Origin of the sequence: Arthrospiribacter ruber (assembly GCF_019343195.1) — a bacterium.
Lineage (GTDB): Bacteria > Bacteroidota > Bacteroidia > Cytophagales > Cyclobacteriaceae > Arthrospiribacter > Arthrospiribacter ruber.
Genome location: NZ_RPHB01000003.1, coordinates 288,724 through 309,532, shown reverse-complemented (window position 1 = coordinate 309,532; position 20,809 = coordinate 288,724). Strand labels below are relative to the sequence as shown.

General features: G+C 42.0%; 18 protein-coding genes. 11 read left to right on the top strand and 7 right to left on the bottom strand.

The window, feature by feature from the left end:
- The first annotated feature begins 213 nt into the window (after window positions 1-213).
- Window positions 214-2,178, top strand: a complete 1,965-nt coding sequence (locus tag EGN73_RS07180; protein WP_219287866.1) for a glycine-rich domain-containing protein — start codon at window positions 214-216, stop codon at window positions 2,176-2,178.
- 92 nt (window positions 2,179-2,270) lie between these two features.
- On the opposite strand, the gene EGN73_RS07175 is transcribed toward EGN73_RS07180, so the two are convergent.
- Window positions 2,271-3,794, bottom strand: a complete 1,524-nt coding sequence (locus tag EGN73_RS07175) for a P-loop NTPase family protein (protein WP_219287865.1) — start codon at window positions 3,792-3,794, stop codon at window positions 2,271-2,273.
- 2 nt (window positions 3,795-3,796) lie between these two features.
- On the bottom strand, window positions 3,797-4,897 hold the full coding sequence (locus EGN73_RS07170) for a vWA domain-containing protein (protein ID WP_219287864.1): 1,101 nt from the start codon (window positions 4,895-4,897) through the stop codon (window positions 3,797-3,799).
- 63 nt (window positions 4,898-4,960) lie between these two features.
- On the opposite strand from EGN73_RS07170, the gene EGN73_RS07165 reads away from it, so the two are divergent.
- Complete coding sequence (locus EGN73_RS07165; protein ID WP_219287863.1) at window positions 4,961-5,167, top strand: hypothetical protein; 207 nt, start codon at window positions 4,961-4,963, stop codon at window positions 5,165-5,167.
- A gap of 163 nt (window positions 5,168-5,330) precedes the next feature.
- Entirely contained in the window at window positions 5,331-5,597 is a 267-nt protein-coding gene (locus EGN73_RS07160; protein WP_219287862.1) for an acylphosphatase, read from the top strand.
- Here the strand turns inward: EGN73_RS07160 and EGN73_RS07155 are convergent, their stop codons facing one another.
- Window positions 5,598-5,843, bottom strand: coding sequence for a Kazal-type serine protease inhibitor family protein (locus EGN73_RS07155; protein ID WP_219287861.1), 246 nt, complete (start codon window positions 5,841-5,843; stop codon window positions 5,598-5,600).
- A gap of 139 nt (window positions 5,844-5,982) precedes the next feature.
- Between EGN73_RS07155 and prfA the strand changes: the two genes are divergently transcribed.
- Window positions 5,983-7,059, top strand: a complete 1,077-nt coding sequence (gene prfA / locus EGN73_RS07150; protein WP_219287860.1) for a peptide chain release factor 1 — start codon at window positions 5,983-5,985, stop codon at window positions 7,057-7,059.
- An 83-nt stretch (window positions 7,060-7,142) separates the two neighbouring features.
- A complete protein-coding gene (locus EGN73_RS07145) occupies window positions 7,143-7,682 on the top strand; it encodes a GNAT family N-acetyltransferase (RefSeq protein ID WP_219287859.1) in 540 nt (179 codons plus the stop codon).
- A 35-nt stretch (window positions 7,683-7,717) separates the two neighbouring features.
- Here the strand turns inward: EGN73_RS07145 and EGN73_RS07140 are convergent, their stop codons facing one another.
- Both EGN73_RS07140 and EGN73_RS07135 read right to left on the bottom strand, forming a co-directional pair.
- Window positions 7,718-8,968 (bottom strand): cystathionine gamma-synthase family protein, encoded by a 1,251-nt coding sequence (locus EGN73_RS07140; RefSeq protein ID WP_219287858.1) that lies wholly within the window; start codon window positions 8,966-8,968, stop codon window positions 7,718-7,720.
- Between the two features lie 204 nt (window positions 8,969-9,172).
- Complete coding sequence (locus EGN73_RS07135; protein WP_219287857.1) at window positions 9,173-11,980, bottom strand: YCF48-related protein; 2,808 nt, start codon at window positions 11,978-11,980, stop codon at window positions 9,173-9,175.
- Between the two features lie 174 nt (window positions 11,981-12,154).
- Between EGN73_RS07135 and EGN73_RS07130 the strand changes: the two genes are divergently transcribed.
- The 6 genes from EGN73_RS07130 to EGN73_RS07105 all read left to right on the top strand — a co-directional run bounded on the left by EGN73_RS07130 (window position 12,155) and on the right by EGN73_RS07105 (window position 18,246).
- On the top strand, window positions 12,155-12,814 hold the full coding sequence (locus tag EGN73_RS07130; RefSeq protein ID WP_219287856.1) for a Tll0287-like domain-containing protein: 660 nt from the start codon (window positions 12,155-12,157) through the stop codon (window positions 12,812-12,814).
- Window positions 12,815-12,917: 103 nt separating this feature from the next.
- Window positions 12,918-13,892: a formylglycine-generating enzyme family protein gene (locus tag EGN73_RS07125; RefSeq protein WP_219287855.1), complete on the top strand. Its 975-nt coding sequence runs from the start codon at window positions 12,918-12,920 to the stop codon at window positions 13,890-13,892.
- 17 nt (window positions 13,893-13,909) lie between these two features.
- Window positions 13,910-15,229, top strand: coding sequence for a Gfo/Idh/MocA family protein (locus EGN73_RS07120; RefSeq protein WP_219287854.1), 1,320 nt, complete (start codon window positions 13,910-13,912; stop codon window positions 15,227-15,229).
- 2 nt (window positions 15,230-15,231) lie between these two features.
- Entirely contained in the window at window positions 15,232-16,149 is a 918-nt protein-coding gene (locus EGN73_RS07115) for a hydroxypyruvate isomerase family protein (RefSeq protein ID WP_219287853.1), read from the top strand.
- A gap of 114 nt (window positions 16,150-16,263) precedes the next feature.
- Window positions 16,264-17,298 carry a WD40/YVTN/BNR-like repeat-containing protein gene (locus tag EGN73_RS07110; RefSeq protein WP_219287852.1) on the top strand — a complete coding sequence of 345 codons (1,035 nt, stop codon included), beginning with the start codon at window positions 16,264-16,266 and terminating at the stop codon, window positions 17,296-17,298.
- A 201-nt stretch (window positions 17,299-17,499) separates the two neighbouring features.
- Window positions 17,500-18,246 carry a 1-(5-phosphoribosyl)-5-[(5-phosphoribosylamino)methylideneamino]imidazole-4-carboxamide isomerase gene (locus tag EGN73_RS07105; protein WP_219287851.1) on the top strand — a complete coding sequence of 249 codons (747 nt, stop codon included), beginning with the start codon at window positions 17,500-17,502 and terminating at the stop codon, window positions 18,244-18,246.
- Between the two features lie 128 nt (window positions 18,247-18,374).
- On the opposite strand, the gene EGN73_RS07100 is transcribed toward EGN73_RS07105, so the two are convergent.
- Together EGN73_RS07100 and EGN73_RS07095 are read right to left on the bottom strand one after the other, a co-directional pair.
- Window positions 18,375-19,610, bottom strand: a complete 1,236-nt coding sequence (locus EGN73_RS07100; RefSeq protein WP_219287850.1) for a serine hydrolase — start codon at window positions 19,608-19,610, stop codon at window positions 18,375-18,377.
- Window positions 19,611-19,627: 17 nt separating this feature from the next.
- On the bottom strand, window positions 19,628-20,713 hold the full coding sequence (locus tag EGN73_RS07095) for an aminotransferase class I/II-fold pyridoxal phosphate-dependent enzyme (protein ID WP_219287849.1): 1,086 nt from the start codon (window positions 20,711-20,713) through the stop codon (window positions 19,628-19,630).
- Between the last annotated feature and the right edge of the window lie 96 nt (window positions 20,714-20,809).

The window sequence follows — 20,809 nt, the reverse complement described above, 5'->3', positions numbered from 1 at the left end:
TCGGCTTTTTTTGTTTCCATAGAATAATATTTTACCCTTTTAACAAAACAAATAATTAATGAATAATTAGAAATACTTTATCCAATATCAATCATTGATTTAAAATACATTTTTTTTTATGTAAAAAACATAAATATTTTTTTATAATAATTCTTTGGAGTACTTTTGTCCTGTTACTTAGAGAGATAGGCCTCTAATCACCCTGATTCAACTATGAACTTAGCTTTTGTTAGATTGCAATTGAAGGCAAACACTCTTCTTTTCATCTCTCTTCTTGTCTTTTCCTATGGAATGGCCGTTGGGCAAACATGCAATTCATGTAACCATACCATTGGAGCAACAGGCGGGCCAAGCCCAGCAATACCTAATAATGCCAATGGGATCACTGTTTGCATCAATGCAAACAGAACAAGTGCTATAAATTTTAATAATGCTCAAAATGTAACCGTATGCATTGCTGAAGGAGTTACTGTCAATGCAGACTTTAACAGCCTTTCAAGCTTATCTACCCTCAATAACTTAGGGACTTTTACGGCTCGAGCAGATTATAATGGAAATTGGGTCATGTATAACTTTGGTACAATGACTGTCAATTTCGAAAATCTCAATTCGAATAAAACAATTGTTAGTGCAGGAACATTTAATAAAACTGGCAACTTCGTTGTTAATGGAAATCTCGATTCCTTCGGAGTGAATAATATAACAGGGAATCTACAGGTTAATTCCGGGGGATATTTTAATAATGGCTCAAATTGCGTTACAACTAGCCAAAATAACCCTTATCAACAGGGTGGAGAGGAGTTTATTGATAGGATGTATGTTTTCACGTGTAGTACTTATTGGACTGTTCCCAATAATACAGAAACGGAAGAGTTGGTAGATGCGGTAGAATTCCTTGTCGTTGCGGGTGGTGGTGGTGGTGGAATAGGATCTAGTGCTGGGGGTGGAGGTGCTGGAGGCTTAATCGAAAAAGACACAGTCTTGGCGCTTGGTTCCACTTTAATGGTAATAAGAGGTTTTGGTGGAGCAGGATCCACAAATACAAATGCAAGAGGTCAGAATGGGACGAATTCCAGTTTTTTAAATTTTACTGCGGTCGGTGGCGGTGGTGGTGGATCAAATAATAATGGTGCTAGAAACGGTAATCCAGGGGGATCTGGTGGTGGAGGTGCTTGGCAGGGTAATGAAGGGAATGGAGGTGGCAGAACAGCTGCTCAAGGAAATATTGGAGGCAATGGAAGATCAAGCCAAGGATCTACTGTTCAGGGAGCAGGTGGTGGTGGAGCGGGAGGTCCAGGATCAGTTGGAAATAATCAGGGTCAGGGTCAATCAATTGGAGGAGATGGGGGGCCAGGAATAGCAAATTTAATTTCTGGCACTAATATAGTTTATTCAGCTGGCGGTGGGGGTACAGCAACAGGTGGGAATGGTCAGAATTCTGCTGGATCTGGTGGTTCTGGTGTAGGAGGCAATGGAAACAATTCTGGCGCAGGTGGAAATGGCACCACCCCAGGTTCTGCCGGAGGTGCAGGATCTACAAGAGGTGGAAATGGCGCCAATGGCATTGTTATAATCAGCCAAACTTTTAAAATTCTGCCAGTAGAATTTATACATGTATCTGCCGAATTTTCTGAAGAAAGCAGAAACATTTCCGTAGCCTGGGCTATTGCAAAAGAATGGGAAAACTCTCACTTTGAAATAGAAAGGTCAATTGATAATGTGAAATCCTTTGAAAAGATAGGTGAAGTTGAAGGTATTGGCTACACCGATGAAAGATCAGATTATAATTTTAATGACAAAAGTCTTCCATTGAATGGTGGAATGGCATATTACAGATTGAAGCAAGTAGACTTTTCAGGATCCTTTTCCTACAGCGACATCATTGGTGTAAGAATACCATCAATGGCTATTACCAATGGCATCTGGCGCGCATACCCCAATCCAACCAAAGGTAATAAGCTAAACATTGACTTGGTGAACTCTCAGGAATATTCCGAAGAACCCATTACAGCAAGGCTGGTTTCTTCTTTGGTGGGAAGCGTATTGATTGAGGGCAGCACTATTCAAGAGGTTTCCGAAAAACTTGGCAATAAACTCCAAACTTCCCCAAATGGCATCTATGTCATAGAAGTACATTGGGGACAAAAAAGAGAATACCTAAAAGTTCTGAAAAATTAATGTTAACAGATATGATTAAAAGGGTCAGCAGCTAAAACTACTGACCCTTACTTTTTTATTGTTAACTGGTGGAATAACTGAAATACAAATCATCACATATCATCCTCATCAAAATCCTCCTCATCCGGAGCGCCCATGTCAAACATACTGCTGAACAGGTCCTTAAACTTCAAACCTGTATCCAGCAGTTTTTTGCTCAGTTGACTGTATTCAGCCAAACCATGAAGCAAAAATTCCATGAAAAACTCCCTTTCTTTTTCAGGTAATTCTTTGACCATCTTGGTCACCAAATCCTCCAAGCCCGGTACTTGATGCAGTGCTGTCTTGAATTCTTTGTCAGATTGAGAAGCCAAAACATCAAGCTCATTTCCTTCCCCAAACCAGGACAAAGGCAAAACATAAGGATTGCCTTCTTTGTCCTTCTTCTTTTGCTCAGGAGAAGGAAAGTAATTTACAAATTGCGATCGAATAGCTTTCCCGATCAGATTGTAGGCGACTAATCCAGCCCCTTCCTGCTCTCCTTCATACACCAATTCTACCTTTCCTGTAATGGCAGGAATCACCCCTATGAGATCTGAGATCCGGGCAACGGTATTCTCTTCCTGATTGAGATAAAGCCTCCTTTCAGCAGCAGAAACCAAATTTTCATACGCAGAAATAGTTAACCTTGCAGACACCCCACTTTTCTCATCCACATACTCACTGCTTCTGGCTTCCACTGCGATCTGCTCTATCAGGTCTTTTAGCAATTCGGGCACATGGATTTTTTCAATGGGCTTTCCTTCAAGCCTGGCTTCTTGAGAAGTGATTCTTTTCCCTATTTCAATGGATTTTGGATAGTGTGTGATGATCTGGCTCTCAATCCTATCTTTCAAAGGCGTCACAATAGAACCCCGATTGGTATAATCTTCAGGATTGGCCGTAAACACAAACTGTATATCCAAAGGTAGCCTCAGCTTAAAACCACGGATCTGAATGTCCCCTTCCTGTAAAATATTGAACAGGGCGACCTGTATCCTTGCCTGCAAATCGGGCAACTCATTGATTACAAAAATCGATCTGTGTGACCTTGGTACCAGGCCATAATGAATCACTTTTTCGTCATTATAAGACAACTTCATCGTAGCAGCCTTGATCGGATCCACATCCCCGATCAGGTCAGCCACGGATACATCAGGTGTTGCCAATTTTTCCGTATACCTGTCATCTCTGTGCCACCAAGTGATAGGGGTATTGTCCCCTTCTTGGGCTATCAGCTCTTTGGCATAGCTGCTCAATGGTGCCAAAGGATCATCATTGAGTTCTGAACCGGCAACCACTGGTATGTATTCATCCAGGAGCTTGGTCATCATTCTGGCGATTCTGGTTTTTGCCTGACCCCTTAGGCCTAGAAAATTGATATTGTGACGGGACAAAATCGCCCTTTCTATATCAGGGATTACGGTCTCCTCAAATCCCCATATCCCCTCAAAAACATTTAGCTTCTGGCTGATTTTTTTGATCAGATTTAGCCGCAGCTCCTCCTTTATGCTTTTGGGCTGGTAGCCACTCTCTTTTAACTCTCCCAGGTTTTTTATTTTCAACAATTCCTCAGTAGTCAGCTTTTCGTAATTCATGTTTAAAATTTTTTAGTACGGTTTTTCCTGTAATCTTCAAAAATCAAATGCCCTAATCCTTTGAGGCTGCTATAATAGGCGTTGCCATTATTGACTTTGGTAAACTCTTTAACAAACTCTTTTAAGTATGGGTCTGAAGCAATCATAAATGTGGTTACCGGAATCTTTAATTTCCTGCACTGTGCAGCCAATTTCAAGGTTTCGGAAAGGATTTTACTATCAATTCCAAAAGCATTTTTGTAATATTTAATGCCTACTTTCAGACAAGTAGGCTTTCCATCAGTGATCATGAAAATCTGCTTGTTGGGATTTTTTCTCCTCCTCAGCAAGTCCATGGCAAGCTCCAGACCCGCTACCGTATTGGTATGATAAGGACCCACTTGCAAATAAGGAAGGTCCTTGATCTCTATCTGCCATGCATCATTTCCAAAAACTATCACATCTAGCGTATCTTTCGGATAGCGGGTTTTGATCAGCTCTGCCAGAGCCATAGCTACTTTTTTGGCAGGGGTGATCCTATCTTCACCGTATAGGATCATGGAATGGCTGATGTCAATCATCAATACTGTGGAAGTCTGGGTCCTGTATTCATTCTCTACCACCTCCAGGTCATCCTCTGTGAGCAGGTAGTCCCCACCAAAACCATGATTGATCTGGGCATTGCGGATAGAATCAGTAAGAGCAATCTGATCCAAACCATCTCCAAAGGCATAAGGTCTTCGATCTGTGCCCTTTTCATCTCCTGGTCCTGAGTGGGTAGTTTTGTGTGAGCCACCTTTTCCACGCTTGAGCTTACCAAAGATTTCCTCCAGCGCATTTTTCCTTATGGCCTGTTCTGCTTTTCCAGTAATCTTGATTTCACCTTTGGCATTCTCTTCAGTTAGATAACCCTTAGCTTTAAGGTCTTCTATAAAGTCACCTATTCCATAGCCGGGGTTGGTGAGATTGTAGCGCTTGTCCAAATTGCTCAACCAACTCAATGCCTCAGCCACATCTCCACCTGTCATGGTGACCAGCTGCATAAAAATATTAAGCAGGTTTTCGAAGGTATTTTTCTCCGGATCTTTGGGGGGTATGTATTTGGTAAATCGAAATCCTTTCATATTAGCATCATAACAATATGTCAGCCAAGGTGGTTTACTGAATATCACTAAATACCTGAGTTTATGAAAAGTTTCTTATTTCCAGTCGCTATTTCAACTGCCTTTCTGCTCGTATTTGTGACCTCAGTTTTTGCAGGATTGCATCCGGCAATAGTAATGTTCATGTTTGGTATTTCTCCGGCAATTGTCATTTGGATGGTCATAAAGGTGCTTAAAACTGATGTGGAGGTAAAAGATACCTTCGAAGAGAAATGGTACGAGGACAGGTAACAATTCCTGATGTAAATGATCTAAAAGAGTCCTCCACAAAACCTTTAAGATTCAATGTTACAAAACGAATTTATCCCGTCCATAAATTGTACTTACCGAATAAGTATAGTAATAAACAAATTCTATTTGCATAAAGTACATTTAAACAAAAATCAATTTCCAAATGAACCGGCAAATTAGAGTGTGTGGGAAAGTGCAGGGGGTGTTTTTCAGGAAAAGCACTCAACAGAAAGCACTTGAGCTGGGATTGAAGGGCTGGGTAAAAAATGAACCGGACGGTACCGTTCTGGTAGAGATTGAGGGAGATTTGCATTCCATCCTGGCAATGCAAAGTTGGTTGCGTTTAGGTCCTCCTCAAGCAGAAGTGGAAGAGTTGGAAATCATTACGGGTGAAGAAAGGAATTACGAAGATTTTTTGATACTTCAATAATTATTTGCACTCCCCTTCCGTAAAATTCAACACTCCATTTACCTTGGCATAACAATCATTCCCATAAGTTTTTCCATCGCAACCGCATACAGGTTGATACACATCATAACAAAATCTTACAGAATTGATTTTTGATTCATCAATGCAGTTATTATCGACTATTTCCCTTGGTTCTAATTCTTCACATTGAAATGCAGAAAAGCACAAACCTGCTAGTAAAACGAACAATACCACTGATTTTTTCATTGCACTTGTATTGAATTTACCCCTAAGACGTGAATGCCAAACTGAATGCTACATTTTTCCCATTACTTTCTTTTCTCCGGGCCTCAAACAGCCTTCCCGGAAATTTTGCTAATTTTGCCAACCTAAAATTTAAACCATTATGCTTGATAAACTCCAGGCACTCAAAGATAGATTTATAGAAGTAGGACAACTCATCATACAGCCTGACGCCATGTCGGACATGAGTAAATATACCAAGCTTACCAAAGAATACAAAGATTTGGAAAAAGTGGTGGAGCTGTATGATGAATACAAACTGGTTCTGGAAAATATCAGTAGTACAAAAGAGATCCTTGAAAAAGAAAAAGACCCGGACTTCAGGGAGATGGCCAAATCAGAGCTGGATGAACTGAAGAAAAAAGAGACAAAACTTGAGGAGCAGCTTAAGCAACAACTTATTCCCAAAGATCCCAACGACTCCAAGGATTGTATCCTTGAAATAAGAGGAGGAACCGGAGGTGACGAGGCTGCAATATTTGCTGGGGACCTTTTCAGAATGTATGAGAGGTTCTGTGAAAAACAAGGTTGGAAATTGACTGTTCTTGACCTCACTTTTGGATCCTCGGGAGGATATAAGGAAATCATCAGTACCATCACCGGAGCGGATGTCTATGGCATGATGAAATATGAATCAGGCGTACACAGGGTTCAAAGGGTACCCACCACGGAAACACAGGGAAGGGTACATACTTCTGCTGCATCTGTGGCAGTACTTCCCGAAATGGACGAAGTCGAGGTGGATATCAATATGAATGATATCAGAAAAGATACTTTCTGCTCCTCCGGTCCAGGTGGACAATCGGTGAATACTACTTATTCTGCAGTACGTCTTACCCACAATCCATCAGGATTGGTTGTGACCTGTCAGGATGAAAAGTCGCAGATCAAGAACTTCGAAAAAGCCCTGAAAGTACTTCGCTCCAGACTTTACGAAATTGAGCTTGCCAAACACAACGAATCTGTAGGCGCACAACGCAGGTCCATGGTAGGCTCGGGAGACCGGTCGGATAAAATCAGAACATACAATTATCCTCAGAGCCGGGTAACTGACCACAGAATCAATAGAACGGTCTACAACCTTCCTGACGTCATGGATGGAAACATTGAAGAATTTATCTCGGCACTTAGATTGGCAGAAAATCTCGAAAAAATGAAATCATCCGGAATGGAGGATTGAAGCATTTTATAAAAAACCACAGAGATTTTTATGAATTCTCATAAAAAGGACGTTAACTTAAGGTTAATAAATCCAACTTTTACATGAAGATACGCGGAAAAAAAAATATAGAACTCGTCACTTGGAATGACGGGCATTTTCATCATTTGTATCCCTTGGCAAACAACCCCAATATTGCCAAAAATCTCCGCGACAGCTTCCCTTCACCCTACACCATACATGATGCAAGGCATTGGATAGAACACAATCAAAAGTTCAATCCACCACAGAATTTTGCGATCGAGTACGAAGGTCAGCTGGCAGGCTCAATAGGCTCCGAAATCGGAAAAGATGAACTCCGGACCAATATGGAAATTGGCTTCTGGTTGGGAGAACTCTTTTGGGGAAAAGGAATAGCTACTGAAGCAGTTACCCTTTTTACAGAGTATGCCCTGGAAAAATTCCCGGAGATCAAAAGGATCTATGCGCAAGTATATGACTCCAACATCGGATGTATGAAAGTATTGGAAAATGCCGGCTTCGAACCTGAAGCCATCATCCGTCATGGTTACATTAAAAACGGGAAAGTCGGAGACCTCTTCCAATATGTTATCATTAGGGAAGAAGTAGAAAAATTTGACTAAAAAAACAAGGCCCCTGATTTGGGGCCTTTTTTGTTTTAACAGTGTTCGAGGGCCTGTTCTATATCCCAAATTATATCGGAAGGGTGCTCCACCCCAATAGAAAGGCGGACCAGTTTTTCCGTTATTCCAATACTTTCTTTGTCCTCCCTGGACACATCACTATGGGTCATGGTGGCAGGATGCTCTGCCAATGACTCCGTACTTCCCAGGGACACTGCCAATTTAATAAGCTTGAGGTGGTTCAAAAATCTGAAAGCCTCAGCTTCTCCTCCTTTAATATCAAAAGAAAGCATGGCACCTGCACAGGACAATTGTTTTTTGAATGTTCGGTACTGATCTGTATCCTCTTCCAGATGGCCCAAGTAATACACTTTTTCAACTTTAGGGTGTTTGGCCAGGTAATCAGCCACTTGTACAGTGTTTTCAGCCTGCTTGCTCATCCTCACTTTCAATGTCTCCAAGCTCCGCATCAGCAGCCATCCTGTCCAAGGACCGGCCATATTTCCAAGAAATGTCCTCAAAGTCCTCACCCTTTGCATAAATGGAGCCTTGCCCAACACCGCCCCAGCAATAAGATCAGAATGCCCTCCAATGTATTTTGTGGCGGAATAAACTACCAAATCAGCCCCATGCTTCAGTGGATGTTGCCATAATGGACCCATGTAAGTATTGTCCACACAGACCACGACTTCCTTTTCAGAATGGCTCAGCCTATTGGCTACTTTTCTGCAAATATCCAGATCAAAAAGTGCATTTGTAGGATTGGCCGGAGTCTCCACATACACCAGTTTTACTTTTTCATCCCAACCTTTTTCCTTGAGTCCACCCACTATTTCCTCCTCAGATTGGGAATTGGTAAAACCATGACCTTGAATGCCATACTGGGGAAGTACCTTGTTGATAAAATGATCCGTCCCTCCATATACCGGCTTACTATAGAGAATCACATCACCGGGCCGTAGGAATTCCAACATTACTGTAGAAATAGCAGACATCCCACTCTCGAATACAGCACACTCATCCGCTTCATCCCAAAGACAAAGCCTTTCCTCTAAAATCTGAAGATCCGGATTATTCAAGCGGGAATAAATCAAACCCAATTCCTCATTGGGCTGCTTTTCCCGCTGTCCGTATGCTACTTCAAAGAAGGCTTTCCCCTCCTCGGCAGAATTAAATACAAAAGTGGAAGTCTGGAATATCGGGCATTTAATTGCCCCTTCTGACAATGCTGGCTTATAACCATGCGACATCATCAGGCTTTCTGGATGAAAATATCTATCGTTCATCGTATTTGGGTTTATATACTGCAAATCAGCATAAATCCCCAAATTAAAACAACACTAGTAGTGAAATATAATTTTGAATATGACTAAAATACTTTAGTTATATTTTTTTTAGTCAGAATATTAATCTGTATAATAGAAAAATAGTGTATATTATTCTGTTGAGGAGATTTTAAACCCACCCTTGGTACAATAAATTACGGAGAATTATTTTACAAGTATTTTTTTGAAAATCTCCTGCTCACGGGTCTGAATACTGATGGTATGCAGACCTTTCGGCATATTTTCAAATTTAAACTGCTCCACTCCCTCGCTTGGGCTTATTTCATTCAATGTCTGTCCAAGTGCATTGTACACGCTGATCTTCCTCACGCCATGTATGCCCTTAATACTAAGGTGAAAATCACCGCTGGAAGGATTGGGGTAAACAGAAACTGAGGCTTGTTCTATTGGTCTTTCGATGATAGAAGTGATCAAGTTGACGTTGACAGCTAGAGTTTGTGCCTCCCCTTGGTCACAACCGTTTTCAGGTGTTACAGTGATCGTAAAATCTCCTTCCCTTTCCCATTGCACCCGTATGGAATTGCTTCCTTGGCCATCAAGAATTCTGCCCCCTTGGCCACTTATTCTCCACTGATAATTGACATCCGCTACATTGGTAACAGTATACACTTCTTCGGTCAATCCTACCATATCCGGACCTTCAATGACAGAAGGCAACTGAGGCGGAGTCTGCACCATGATTTCTTTGAGCGAAACTTCTCCGTTTCCGCAGGGATTCGAAGGAGTAACCCGTACATTTTGCTGATTGACATTGATCCATCGCACTACGATGCTGTTTGTGCCCTGCCCCTCGGTGATCAGACCTCCGTCGACTTCCCAGATAAATGTGGTACCCGGCACATCCGGGACGCTGTATTCCATAAAACTCTCCAAGCATACGGCTCCTTCCCCTTCAATCTCAGGGATATCTCTTGGCTCTGTAGAAACCAGCACTTCCAGCCCGGTAGTGCCTCCATTTCCACAGAAATTCCTTCCTCTCACCAAAACCGCATTTCTTCCCGGGACATCCCACTCCACTACAATTCTGGACGTTCCCTGGCCCTCAAGTATACTCCCCCCATCTACTCTCCACTCAAATTCAGTATCCAATTCCAATGCTTCCTGTACTGTGTAAACCTGCTGGCTCAGACATATATTATTTTCACCAAAAATCACAGTCGGGGTCTCCGGAACCTGACAGTCGTAATTGAATAAACTCCCTTTTTCTCCTACTGCAAAACCATTGCTTAAGGTACCGAAGCTGATTCCGGTAAAATCCTGAAATGTAGAGGTCACCAATCTTTCCCATGTTTCTCCACCATCTTTTGTCTGAATAATCAGCCCTCTTTCACCGGCGATAAACCCTACCGATTCGTCCAAAAACTCCACATCATTGAGATTTTGGTTAAAAGAAGTATTGATCCTGCTCCAGCTTGCACCTTTATCAGAAGTCTTGATGATGGTGCCACGATTGCCTATTGCGATGGCAGAAGTTTCATCCAAAATAGCCAGGGCATTCAGGTTTTCATTGGTCCCTGAAGCAATCCTCGACCAGCTGTCATTTTCCATTCTGGCCACAAAACCACCCGATCCGGTAAGTAAGCCGGATTCCTGATCAAAGAAAGCTATAGAACGAAAATTAAAAGAAGTATTTCCAATATTGATGACTTCCCAATTGACCCCGGCATTTTCAGTTTTCGTCAGAAACCCAGCATTCCCCACTGCATATCCTAGGTTATTGTTGAAAAAGAACAGCCCATTGATATTCTGGTTGGTACCTGGATTCAGAGAAGTCCAGTTGCCGCCAGAATTGGTAGTACGCAGGATATTGCCATTGTCTCCGGCGATATAACCGAATGCATTGGTGGTAAAAAACAACCCGTTAAAAGTAATAGAAAGTGGCCTTGACCTATCCACCAAAGTGTTTCCCCCATTGTTGGTGGAAAAAACCCTGCCGTTTGGCCCTATGATATAACCTAAAGTAGCTGTCCTGAATTGAGTTCCTGTATAATCTATCTCCCTTCCCGAAAGCCTCAGAGACCAACTTTGTCCTGAATTGGTAGAAGAAATCAAAAATCCATTGGTCCCTACCCCAAAAACAAGATTCGAATTGGTCCTAAATGCTACATCTACATAACTTTCGGTATTATTGATGTTGATACCATCAAAAGTAAGACCTGCATTGGTGGTCCTCATCAGCGTGGCATTTTCACCTGTAATCACACCCAAATTAGTGTTTGAGCGGTTAAATGCCACAGAAAGCAGGTTTCTCTCAGTACCAGAATTGATTCTTTCCCAATTGTTGCCGGCATTGACTGTCTTGAGAATGGTCCCTTGGTTGCCCACCACATACCCGGTATTTCCATTTACAAAATAAACATCATTCAGTGGCATATTTTGACCGGTATTGCTGCTTGACCAGTTATTTCCCCCATTAAAAGTCCGGATCACTTGTCCATTTGCGGCAGCTACATAACCTGTATCGGCATTAGCAAAATACAGCCCATGAAGGTCAGCGTTAGTGCCTATGTTTTGCCTAGCCCAGGATTGCCCGCCATTGGTGGATCTGTAGGTTTCGCCACCCTCACCAATAATGTATGCCCTACTTGCAGTAAGGAATTTGACTTTGTTCAATCTGACACTTGTCCCAATATTCACCAATTGCCATGAGCTGCCCCCATTGGTAGTCCTGTATACCTGCCCATTTTCACCAACCATCAGACCAAGCGTCTCATTGACAAAATCCACAGCAAGCATCCTGTTTTTGGTAGGGGCTTCCTGTTCAGTCCAGCTGAGTCCTCCATCTATGGATTTGAGTATAACCTGATTGCCGGAAATATACCCGACCTCTTCATTGACCCAAACTATTCCTGTAAATTGATTGCCCCAACCTCCCACTCTTCTCCAGGATTGAGCCGTTACTACTTCTTTGAAAAAAAGAAACACAAGCAGGAGACAAAAAGCTTTCTTCATGGGTTTAGATGAGTGACACGTACAAAAATAAGATTAATTAGGTAAAATGAAACTGATTCTTGTCAGTTGAAGAAATTGTAAACTAAACACTTAACCGAATAATCTTACAAAGAGCAAAATTCTCTGAAGAAACTCCTGATTAAGCCTTATTTTTAGGAATCTAAGCAAATGGACATGAAAAAAATATTTTACTTATTTCCTGTAATTTTCACCCTTTTCTCATGCAACTCCAATGAAAGAGTAAGCCGAGAGGTATTTGAGGAAGTCAACAAAAGCATGAAGGTGACCAAGGTCAATGAAGCTGAGCTGATCGAAACGGCGATCAAATGGGGCAATCAGATAAGCCAAGAAGCCCAGGAAGAGTTGATCGGAACACTACAGCAGGCCATCTCTGAAAAAGGCTTCCCCGGAGCGGTAGAATTCTGCAATGTTGAGGCTTTGCCAATACTCAAACAAGTGTCGGAAAAGTACAAAGTTGAGATTAGGAGAGTATCTTTTGATTATAGAAATCCGGAGGATGCCCCGAGAGAAGAAGAGGAAGGAATATTGGACACTTATGTATACAATATGGAGAATGACTTAGAAAGCGAACCAAGCGTCCAAAAATTTGACAATGGGGAAACACTGCTTTATTCAAGAGCGATCAAGATCCCAAGTGCACTCTGCCTCAATTGCCATGGGAAACCAGATCAGGATATCGATCCCAAAACCCTTGAAAAAATCAATGAGTTATATCCGGAAGACAGGGCAACCGGTCACAGTATGGGTGATCTGAGAGGTATGTGGAGCATTAGATTTCCTAAAAAAGAGGTGGTGAAAAAAATGGGGTCATGATCACATACTTTCTTTGCATTAGCCTCGGCTTTTTGTTCTATTTGGGGTAAAACCTTTACAAATTCTTGGGAATGGGCTATTTTTCAGTCTAATAATTCCCGACATGAAACCCAAAAGTAAATTCAGCATTATTCTTTTTATCGGAGTACTTCTCTTCCCTTTTTTCGGATGGAAAACGATGGTCAGCAATTTTGACCCTTACACCCAGCATATACCTGATTCAGAAGTCAGTTTCGACTTGGTCCCCATCCCCGCAGGTAGCTATATAATGGGCAGTGAAGAATTGGATGATGAAAAACCCAGCCATACAGTTGAAATTTCGCCTTTTTGGATGGGAACACATGAAATAACATGGGATATTTTTGAACTGTTTTTGGACAAAAACTATGAAGAAGCAATAGCAGATAAGCCACTCCCAGAAGGTGTGGACGGCCTCACCCGGCCAAGTATCCCTTATCTGGACATGACCTTTGGGATGGGCAAAGAAAGTATGCCTGCCATAGGAATGACCCAATATGGCGCCATTCAGTTTTGTAAATGGCTATACCTGAAAACAGGAATATTTTACAGACTTCCTACTGAAGCGGAGTGGGAATACGCTGCCAGAGCGGGCAGTAGTACCAAGTATTTTTTCGGCAATGACGAAAGCAAACTAACAGAATATGCCTGGTATGCTGAAAACAGTGCCCAGTCCACACAAAAAGTCGGACTAAAAAAAGCCAATCCTTGGGGATTATATGATATATTAGGGAATGTAATGGAGTGGACTTCTGACCAGTACCTTCCAGATGCCTATCAGAATAGGACTGACCATGTAAACCCGATTGTACCTCATGAAAAGTTGTACCCCTCTTCCATCAGGGGAGGCCACTACCAAAGTCCAGCTGAAGACTTGAGAATGTCAAAGAGATTTGCTTCCACTCCTGAGTGGAAAAGGATAGATCCCCAGATCCCAAAAAGCCAGTGGTGGTTTCCCGAAGCGCCTTTTGTAGGACTTAGAGTAGTGAGGCCTCTCAAGACACCCTCGGAGCAAGACATCTGGGCATATTACAACAAAGCACCTATTGCAGATTATTAACCAATAACAACAAAACCATGAATAACCAAAACCCAAAAAAAAGAAGAGACTTCTTAAAAGCCTCAGCATTGGCTACAGGAGGTCTTTTTCTTCAGCCCTGGAACATTCCGGGAGCTTACGCCTCAGGCACCGATGAAATCAAGCTTGCCGTCATTGGATGTGGCGGAAGAGGTACAGGAGCTGTATTTCAGGCATTCGATACCGGCCACAACATCAAACTGGTGGCTATGGCAGACGCCTTTCGGGATAGAATTGACAAAAGCTATCAGCCTATCTTTGATAAATATGGAGCCGACAAGGTAGATGTTCCTGAAGAGAGGAAGTTCGTAGGTTTTGATGCTTACAAAGAAGCAATCAAAATGGCCGACGTGGTCATCCTTGCAGCACCTCCAGGATTCAGACCTGCTCATTTTGAGGAATCTGTAAAACAAAACAAGCAGATTTTTATGGAAAAGCCCGTAGCAACCGATGCGGTGGGCATCAGGAAAGTATTGGCAGCGGCTGAAGAAGCAAAAAGAAAAAAACTCAATGTAGTAGTCGGGCTTCAAAGACACTATCAGGACAATTATCGGGAGACCATCAAAAGAATACATGATGGTCAGATCGGAGATATAGTAGGTGGACAAGTCTACTGGAATGACGGAGGAGTATGGGTCAATGCCCGTCAACCAGGGCAGACTGAAATGGAATATCAAATGAGAAACTGGTATTACTTCAACTGGCTGTGCGGAGACCATATTGTAGAACAACACGTACACAATATTGATGTAGCCAACTGGGTCAAAAAAAGCCATCCTGTAAAAGCATATGGCACAGGCGGGAGACAGGTAAGGACCGGAAAGGACCATGGAGAAATTTTTGACCATCATTCTGTAACTTTTACCTACGATGACGGAACCGTGATTTTCAGTGAATGCCGGCACTTCCCGGGAGCAGCAAACAGAGTAGATGAAAGTTTTCAGGGTACCAAGGGGTCAGTATTCCTAAGTGCCGGAAACCACGGTATTCTGACTGACCGGAACGGCAAAGAGCTGTACAACCATGACCGACAAAACAACCGAAACCCTTATCAGGTGGAGCATGATGAACTCTGGGCTGCAATCGTAAATGGAGAATACAAGTTTGCCGATGCTGAAAATGCCGCCAACAGCACCATGACCTCTATCTTGGGAAGGTATGCCACCTATTCCGGTAAAGTCGTCACTTGGGACGAAGCCATCAATTCTGAAGTGGACCTTATGCCAGAAACATTGGCTTGGGACGCCAACCCAAAATTGCTTCCAAAAGATGACGGGTATTATCCTTATGCAATTCCAGGAAAATCAAAAGTATTCTGAAAATGAAAAGAAGGAATTTTATCAAAAATCTTAGCTTAAGCGGAGCCATTGCAAGTATTGCAGGTGGAAGCAGCCTTTCTGCTTATGCCCTATCAAATAACCCTGAAAAGACTTTCAACTTGGACTATGCCCCTCACTTTGGCATGTTCAAAGCCCATGCGGGAGATGACCTGATGGACCAGCTCAAATTTATGGCAGATCAGGGTTTTCGCTCCTTGGAGGACAATGGACTTCTTGGCCGGCCCAAAGAAGTGCAGACAAAAATCGGTAAGGAGCTTGAAAGGCTGGGGATGAGAATGGGAGTATTTGTAGTAGATGGCGGGGACAATTGGAAGGTCTCTTTGACTACCGGGAAGAAAGAATTTGTAGACACCTTTGTCAAGACCTGCGAGGCTTCGGTAGAAGCCGCCAAAAGAGTCAATGCCAAATGGGCAACCGTAGTGCCGGGCTTTTTTGAAAGAAACCTCCCGATTGGCATTCAGACGGGGAATGTGATCGAAGCACTGAAAAGAGGAGCCGAAATCTTTGAACCACACGGCTTGACCATGGTGCTTGAGCCATTGAGTGATACGCCGGATTTGTTTTTGCGCCATTCTGACCAGTCCTATGCTGTCTGCAAAGCAGTGGATAGCCCTTCCTGCAAAATCCTCTACGACGTATACCACATGCAGCGAAATGAAGGCAATATCATCCCTAATATGGAAAAGTGCTGGGAAGAAATCGCTTACATTCAGATCGGAGATAACCCGGGCAGAAAAGAACCGGGAACAGGAGAAATCAATTACCTAAAGGTATTTGAGTTTATCCACAATAAGGGGTACCAAGGTGTGATGGGAATGGAGCATGGTCTTGCCAACTCAGGCAAAGAAGGTGAAAAAGCATTGATAGAAGCCTATAGAAAAGCAGATAGTTTTAAATAAAAAAGCAAATTAGAACCTTCAAATAAATAAGTCGAGATTGTCAGGTTTTGGCTTCCTTTCCAAAAATCCATAATTTGTATGTGTTTATATTTTGACCATACAAACCTAAAGGCTATGAAGATCCAAATGATTTGGCTTGGAATGTTGTTTTTATTGCTTTCCTGTCAGGAAAACAGAAAAACCTCCATAATAGAGGCACCAAAGGGATGGATCGTTTTTGAAACACCTGTGCAAGCTTCTCTGAGAGGTCTATCTCCTGTGACTGAAAACCTGGTCTGGGCCAGTGGATCAGAAGGCACTTGGCTAAAGACTATAGACGGTGGAAAAACATGGGAACACGGAAAAGTCAATGGTTTTGACACTTTAGATTTTAGAGACATTGAAGGAATAGATGCTTCTACAGCGATCATCATGTCCTCTGGTCAGCCTGCGTTGATACTGAAGACTAAAGATGGAGGGAAAAGCTGGGAGAAAAAATTTGAAGGGACTGACGAAGACTTTTTCGACGGTATGTTTTTTCAAAGAAAAAAAGGAGTTCTCATAGGAGATCCAGCCAATAACACATGGAAAATAATCACTTCCAATGATCTTGGAGAAACCTGGACGGTCAGTGAAAGGGGCCCGGAAGCTAAATCAGGAGCCGGATCATTTGCGGCCAGTGGCAGTACCATACTCAAAGATGAAAACAGAATTTGGTTTGCCTCAGGCGGAGAAGAAAGCAACATATACTTCTCCCCTGATGGAGGAATGCATTGGAGAAAAATTTCCACTCCGATTTTGCAAGGTGAGCCTTCCCAGGGAATATTTTCTTTAGCAAAAATCAGCAGTAATGTACTTGTTGCAGTAGGTGGAGACTATCTTCAGCAAGACCTTTCAGAAAAAAACGTGGTCATTTCTCAAAACGGAGGGTTGGAATGGCACTTGGCCCAGGGAAATTTACCTAATGGATACAAATCTGGTGTTGCCTATTTTCCTTTTCATCATTGGCTGATCAGTGTGGGTCCAAGCGGATCGGATTTTTCTAAAGATGGAGGACATAATTGGCAAAAATTTTCAGATGAAGGATTCCATGCAGTATTCAGAGACAAAGCTCAAAGTAGCATCTGGGCTTCAGGTGCAAAAGGAAAAATTGCAAGACTTGATTATTGAATCTTCATCAAAAGTTAACTCCTCAAAATTAAGTTATTGACATGAATATCACTATTTTGAAATTTTAATTTTCAAACTATTCGGAAGAGAATTACCAAATCCACGTATTCTCTATTATATTTAGTACCCTGACAAAACAGATTTTATTATTTTAGTTATATTGTCAGCTCTATATTTGACTCTAGACCACATCTTACCCTAATGGAAACATTTGATATCATACCCTCAATATGGCTGATTGACGGCAAATGTGTCCGTCTCAAAAGAGGCGACTTTGCGACACAGGAAGTCATTTCCAACAACCCTGTAGAAATTGCACAGGCTTTTGAAGATCATGGAATCCGCTGGCTTCATTTAGTGGATCTGGATGGTGCAAGGAGAGGTGAACCGAAAAATTACCACATCCTGGAAGCCATTACCGGATATACCAACCTCAAAGTGGATTTCACTGGAGGTATTTCAACTGATGGTGACGTATTAAAGGCATTGGAAAATGGTGCAAATGCCATTACAGCCGCATCTGTAGCTGCTGCATATCCTGAAAGGTTCTCCCAGTGGATCATGTCCTATGGCCGTGAAAAAATCTTCATGGCAGCTGACACCAATCCTGCCGACCACAAAATCAAAGTCAGAGGATGGCAGAAAAAAACCGAAATTGACCTTTTTGACCATATAGAATTTTTCTATGAAAGAGGATTAAAGTACCTAAAATGCTCTGATGTGACCCGTGATGGGGTAATGGAAGGCCCCAACCTTGATCTTTACAAGGAAATTGTGGACAAATTTCAGGGTATCCGTCTGGCAGCTAGTGGAGGTGTGAGAAATACGGATGATTTCATCAAGCTAAAAGAAGCAGGAGTCACTTCTGTGGTGTTTGGTAGGGCCTATTATGAAGGAATAATCACATTGAAAGACTTGGACAAGTTCATGGCTGAACACGGAAACTGATCAATCTATTCAGTTCTCGGGTCTTTGTCGAATTTTTATACTATTAAAATCACAAAGACTCGAGAACTTATACCTTTTTACTATTTTTCTGGATCCGTCCGCGTAATCTGCGGGAGAAAAAATATTTTTCAATAAGAAAATAAAAATTCGCTCAGGTCAGGTTTTACCTTTCTTTCTCTTTTCAACTCCCGCTGATAAAGGTATTCTCCCAGTTCAGCATAAAAGGGAAATGCTATTTCTTCAAATTCATACTCGTTGTCATTGAGGGTTTCGTTAGCATTGACATAAATGACCGCCGAAACAAAAAACTCCACCTTGTTTTCGAAGTCCACAAAGTACACCCCGTCCAATAAATGCCCATAAGCCATGCCTGTCTTGTTGAAGATCCTAAAGTTGTCAGGAATAGGATTTTTATCGGTTCCAAACTTCACAAACTTCGAATAACTGTCATAAAACTCCGGCAATTCATATTTGGGATAATCACTTTCTCCGGGAAGCATGGACATATATTTCAGCACAAATAGCCTGTCCTCTTCCGAGATATGAAAACGCTGTGCCGAATCAAACTTTTCAGGAAAAACCAACCGCATCACAGTGCCATGAAAATCCGAAAGCGCATACTTGTTTTTGAAAGTAAAATCCATGGGTTCTGAGACCTTTTCACCTCCGCTCACATATGCTTTTCCTATACTTGGATTCCCTTCTACAGAATAGGCATTTGATGCTTCCCTGCCCGGCAATTCCAAAATCACCTGACCTTCAAAATCCACAAACTTTATAGGATTAAAATGACGGTTCTCTTCAGGGCTCATTGGCATACTCAAACGATGGTTGATCACTGTGTGATTCAGACCTTTTTCCTTCATTTTATGATTGATATAATCCTGACCCAAAAGCTCATAGAGTCTGTTATAGGCATCATTATCACTTACCAAAAGGATTTTCTTAATATAATGAGCAATGCTGGGCATGAGATTGGCAGAAGTACTATCAGCGAAGGCTGGCACCTGTGATTCCCTTATCGAATCTGTGACCATGGCACTCTCTTTTGATAGCCCAAAAACATCTTGCTCGGAAAGCCACTCAAGAGCCAATACTGCAACAGGAAGCTTCACGGTAGAAGCAGGGTAAAAATACCGACCGTCGTCAAGGTTAAATTCAAAATGCTTAAAAACAGGGTCATTGCTCTCACTACGGTCTATTTGGGTGTATTTAATCTGTACCTGATACTTGTCCGCGTTTTCCAAAACTTCCTTCAGAATAGGGTATTCTTCAGAAACGTTTTTGAAAATTCCGGCATCTTTTTGATTACAACTCACCAAAAAGTACACTAGTAGAAGTGAAAAAAATCCAAGAAAACGCATAATTACCTATTTAAATTTCAAGTGAGAATAGTGGACTTTTGCAGCTGCCCCTGAATCTTTTCCAAAATTCTATACAATCTTTCCAAGTCCTCCTGTTCATGATGGGCAGACAATACAATCCTATTGATCCAAGGATCAGTAGGTTCTGGATATGGGAAAGAACTGATGATAATCCCTTCCTCTTCTAACTGACTGACCCACCTCCTATTTTTGAAAGCGTATACAGGAAAGTTTGCATCATTTTCTAATCCTGAAATCTTATTGATTACAGAGTTAAAGTATGATTTGTTTTTCTGTAAGGTCTGAAAGCGTTCCCTAAAGAGATCCTGTGCTTGCAAAAAAGCCCATAGATAAGCCTGAGGAGGAGGAGATGCCGAACGGAATATTTTTCTGTTTCCAATACCTATCAACTGCTGCACAGGCCCCAATGTGATCCCTGCAGGCATTCCGAGGCCCTTGCCAAGTGACCCTGATACCACTAGCTCTACAGGCAAAAACTTCCACCTGTTATAAGTCCCGTATATATCTTCTCCCACAGTACCGAAAGCATGGCTGTCATCGACCAAAAAAGTGTATTGATGTTTCCTTGGAAGGTAACCAATCCAGCTGAAGTCGTGTACAGATGGCTTCAAAGGGTCTACAGCATTGGCCAGAATAAGAATCCTCTGCGATTTAAGCGTCTCGCACATTTCCTTGACATGCTCTTTCCAGTCTTCAAAAGTCTGATTAGGATCCGGGTTCAATTCCTCAGGAAGTATCGCCGGATGTGTATCAGGTGCAATAAATATATAATCTGTAAAATCCAGCAAGTAATTGACAGTAGCATAACCAGCCAGGTAGCCGCTGCTCCAGACCATGGCCTTATCGGCTCCTGATTTTTCCGCGAAATAGTTCTCAAACTGATCAAATATATTCAGTCGAACATTATTGATTCTGCTTAATCCATGATTAAGACCCAAATTTTTGATTCCCCGGATAACCAAGTCCTCAAACTCTTTGGAGGTTCCCATTCCTAAATAATCTGTACCACTGAAATACAAATATTCTTTATTGTCTCTGATAATTTGTCGACCGATTTTGGTTTGAAGGTGAAATAAGCTCATTTGGCCTTAAGTTGGGTGATAGGGTGAGGTAGAACTTACACTAAGATAGCCTCAATTAATTCATTCATTTTGAATTTTCCAAAAAATACCTAAAAA

Excerpts from the sequence above, each read along its gene's own strand:
- EGN73_RS07180 (WP_219287866.1), top strand. The coding sequence starts at position 214 with ATGAACTTAGCTTTTGTTAGATTGCAATTGAAGGCAAACACTCTTCTT.
- EGN73_RS07175 (WP_219287865.1), bottom strand. The coding sequence starts at position 3,794 with ATGAATTACGAAAAGCTGACTACTGAGGAATTGTTGAAAATAAAAAAC.
- EGN73_RS07170 (WP_219287864.1), bottom strand. The coding sequence starts at position 4,897 with ATGAAAGGATTTCGATTTACCAAATACATACCCCCCAAAGATCCGGAG.
- EGN73_RS07165 (WP_219287863.1), top strand. The coding sequence starts at position 4,961 with ATGAAAAGTTTCTTATTTCCAGTCGCTATTTCAACTGCCTTTCTGCTC.
- EGN73_RS07160 (WP_219287862.1), top strand. The coding sequence starts at position 5,331 with ATGAACCGGCAAATTAGAGTGTGTGGGAAAGTGCAGGGGGTGTTTTTC.
- EGN73_RS07155 (WP_219287861.1), bottom strand. The coding sequence starts at position 5,843 with ATGAAAAAATCAGTGGTATTGTTCGTTTTACTAGCAGGTTTGTGCTTT.
- prfA (WP_219287860.1), top strand. The coding sequence starts at position 5,983 with ATGCTTGATAAACTCCAGGCACTCAAAGATAGATTTATAGAAGTAGGA.
- EGN73_RS07145 (WP_219287859.1), top strand. The coding sequence starts at position 7,143 with ATGAAGATACGCGGAAAAAAAAATATAGAACTCGTCACTTGGAATGAC.
- EGN73_RS07140 (WP_219287858.1), bottom strand. The coding sequence starts at position 8,968 with ATGAACGATAGATATTTTCATCCAGAAAGCCTGATGATGTCGCATGGT.
- EGN73_RS07135 (WP_219287857.1), bottom strand. The coding sequence starts at position 11,980 with ATGAAGAAAGCTTTTTGTCTCCTGCTTGTGTTTCTTTTTTTCAAAGAA.
- EGN73_RS07130 (WP_219287856.1), top strand. The coding sequence starts at position 12,155 with ATGAAAAAAATATTTTACTTATTTCCTGTAATTTTCACCCTTTTCTCA.
- EGN73_RS07125 (WP_219287855.1), top strand. The coding sequence starts at position 12,918 with ATGAAACCCAAAAGTAAATTCAGCATTATTCTTTTTATCGGAGTACTT.
- EGN73_RS07120 (WP_219287854.1), top strand. The coding sequence starts at position 13,910 with ATGAATAACCAAAACCCAAAAAAAAGAAGAGACTTCTTAAAAGCCTCA.
- EGN73_RS07115 (WP_219287853.1), top strand. The coding sequence starts at position 15,232 with ATGAAAAGAAGGAATTTTATCAAAAATCTTAGCTTAAGCGGAGCCATT.
- EGN73_RS07110 (WP_219287852.1), top strand. The coding sequence starts at position 16,264 with ATGAAGATCCAAATGATTTGGCTTGGAATGTTGTTTTTATTGCTTTCC.
- EGN73_RS07105 (WP_219287851.1), top strand. The coding sequence starts at position 17,500 with ATGGAAACATTTGATATCATACCCTCAATATGGCTGATTGACGGCAAA.
- EGN73_RS07100 (WP_219287850.1), bottom strand. The coding sequence starts at position 19,610 with ATGCGTTTTCTTGGATTTTTTTCACTTCTACTAGTGTACTTTTTGGTG.
- EGN73_RS07095 (WP_219287849.1), bottom strand. The coding sequence starts at position 20,713 with ATGAGCTTATTTCACCTTCAAACCAAAATCGGTCGACAAATTATCAGA.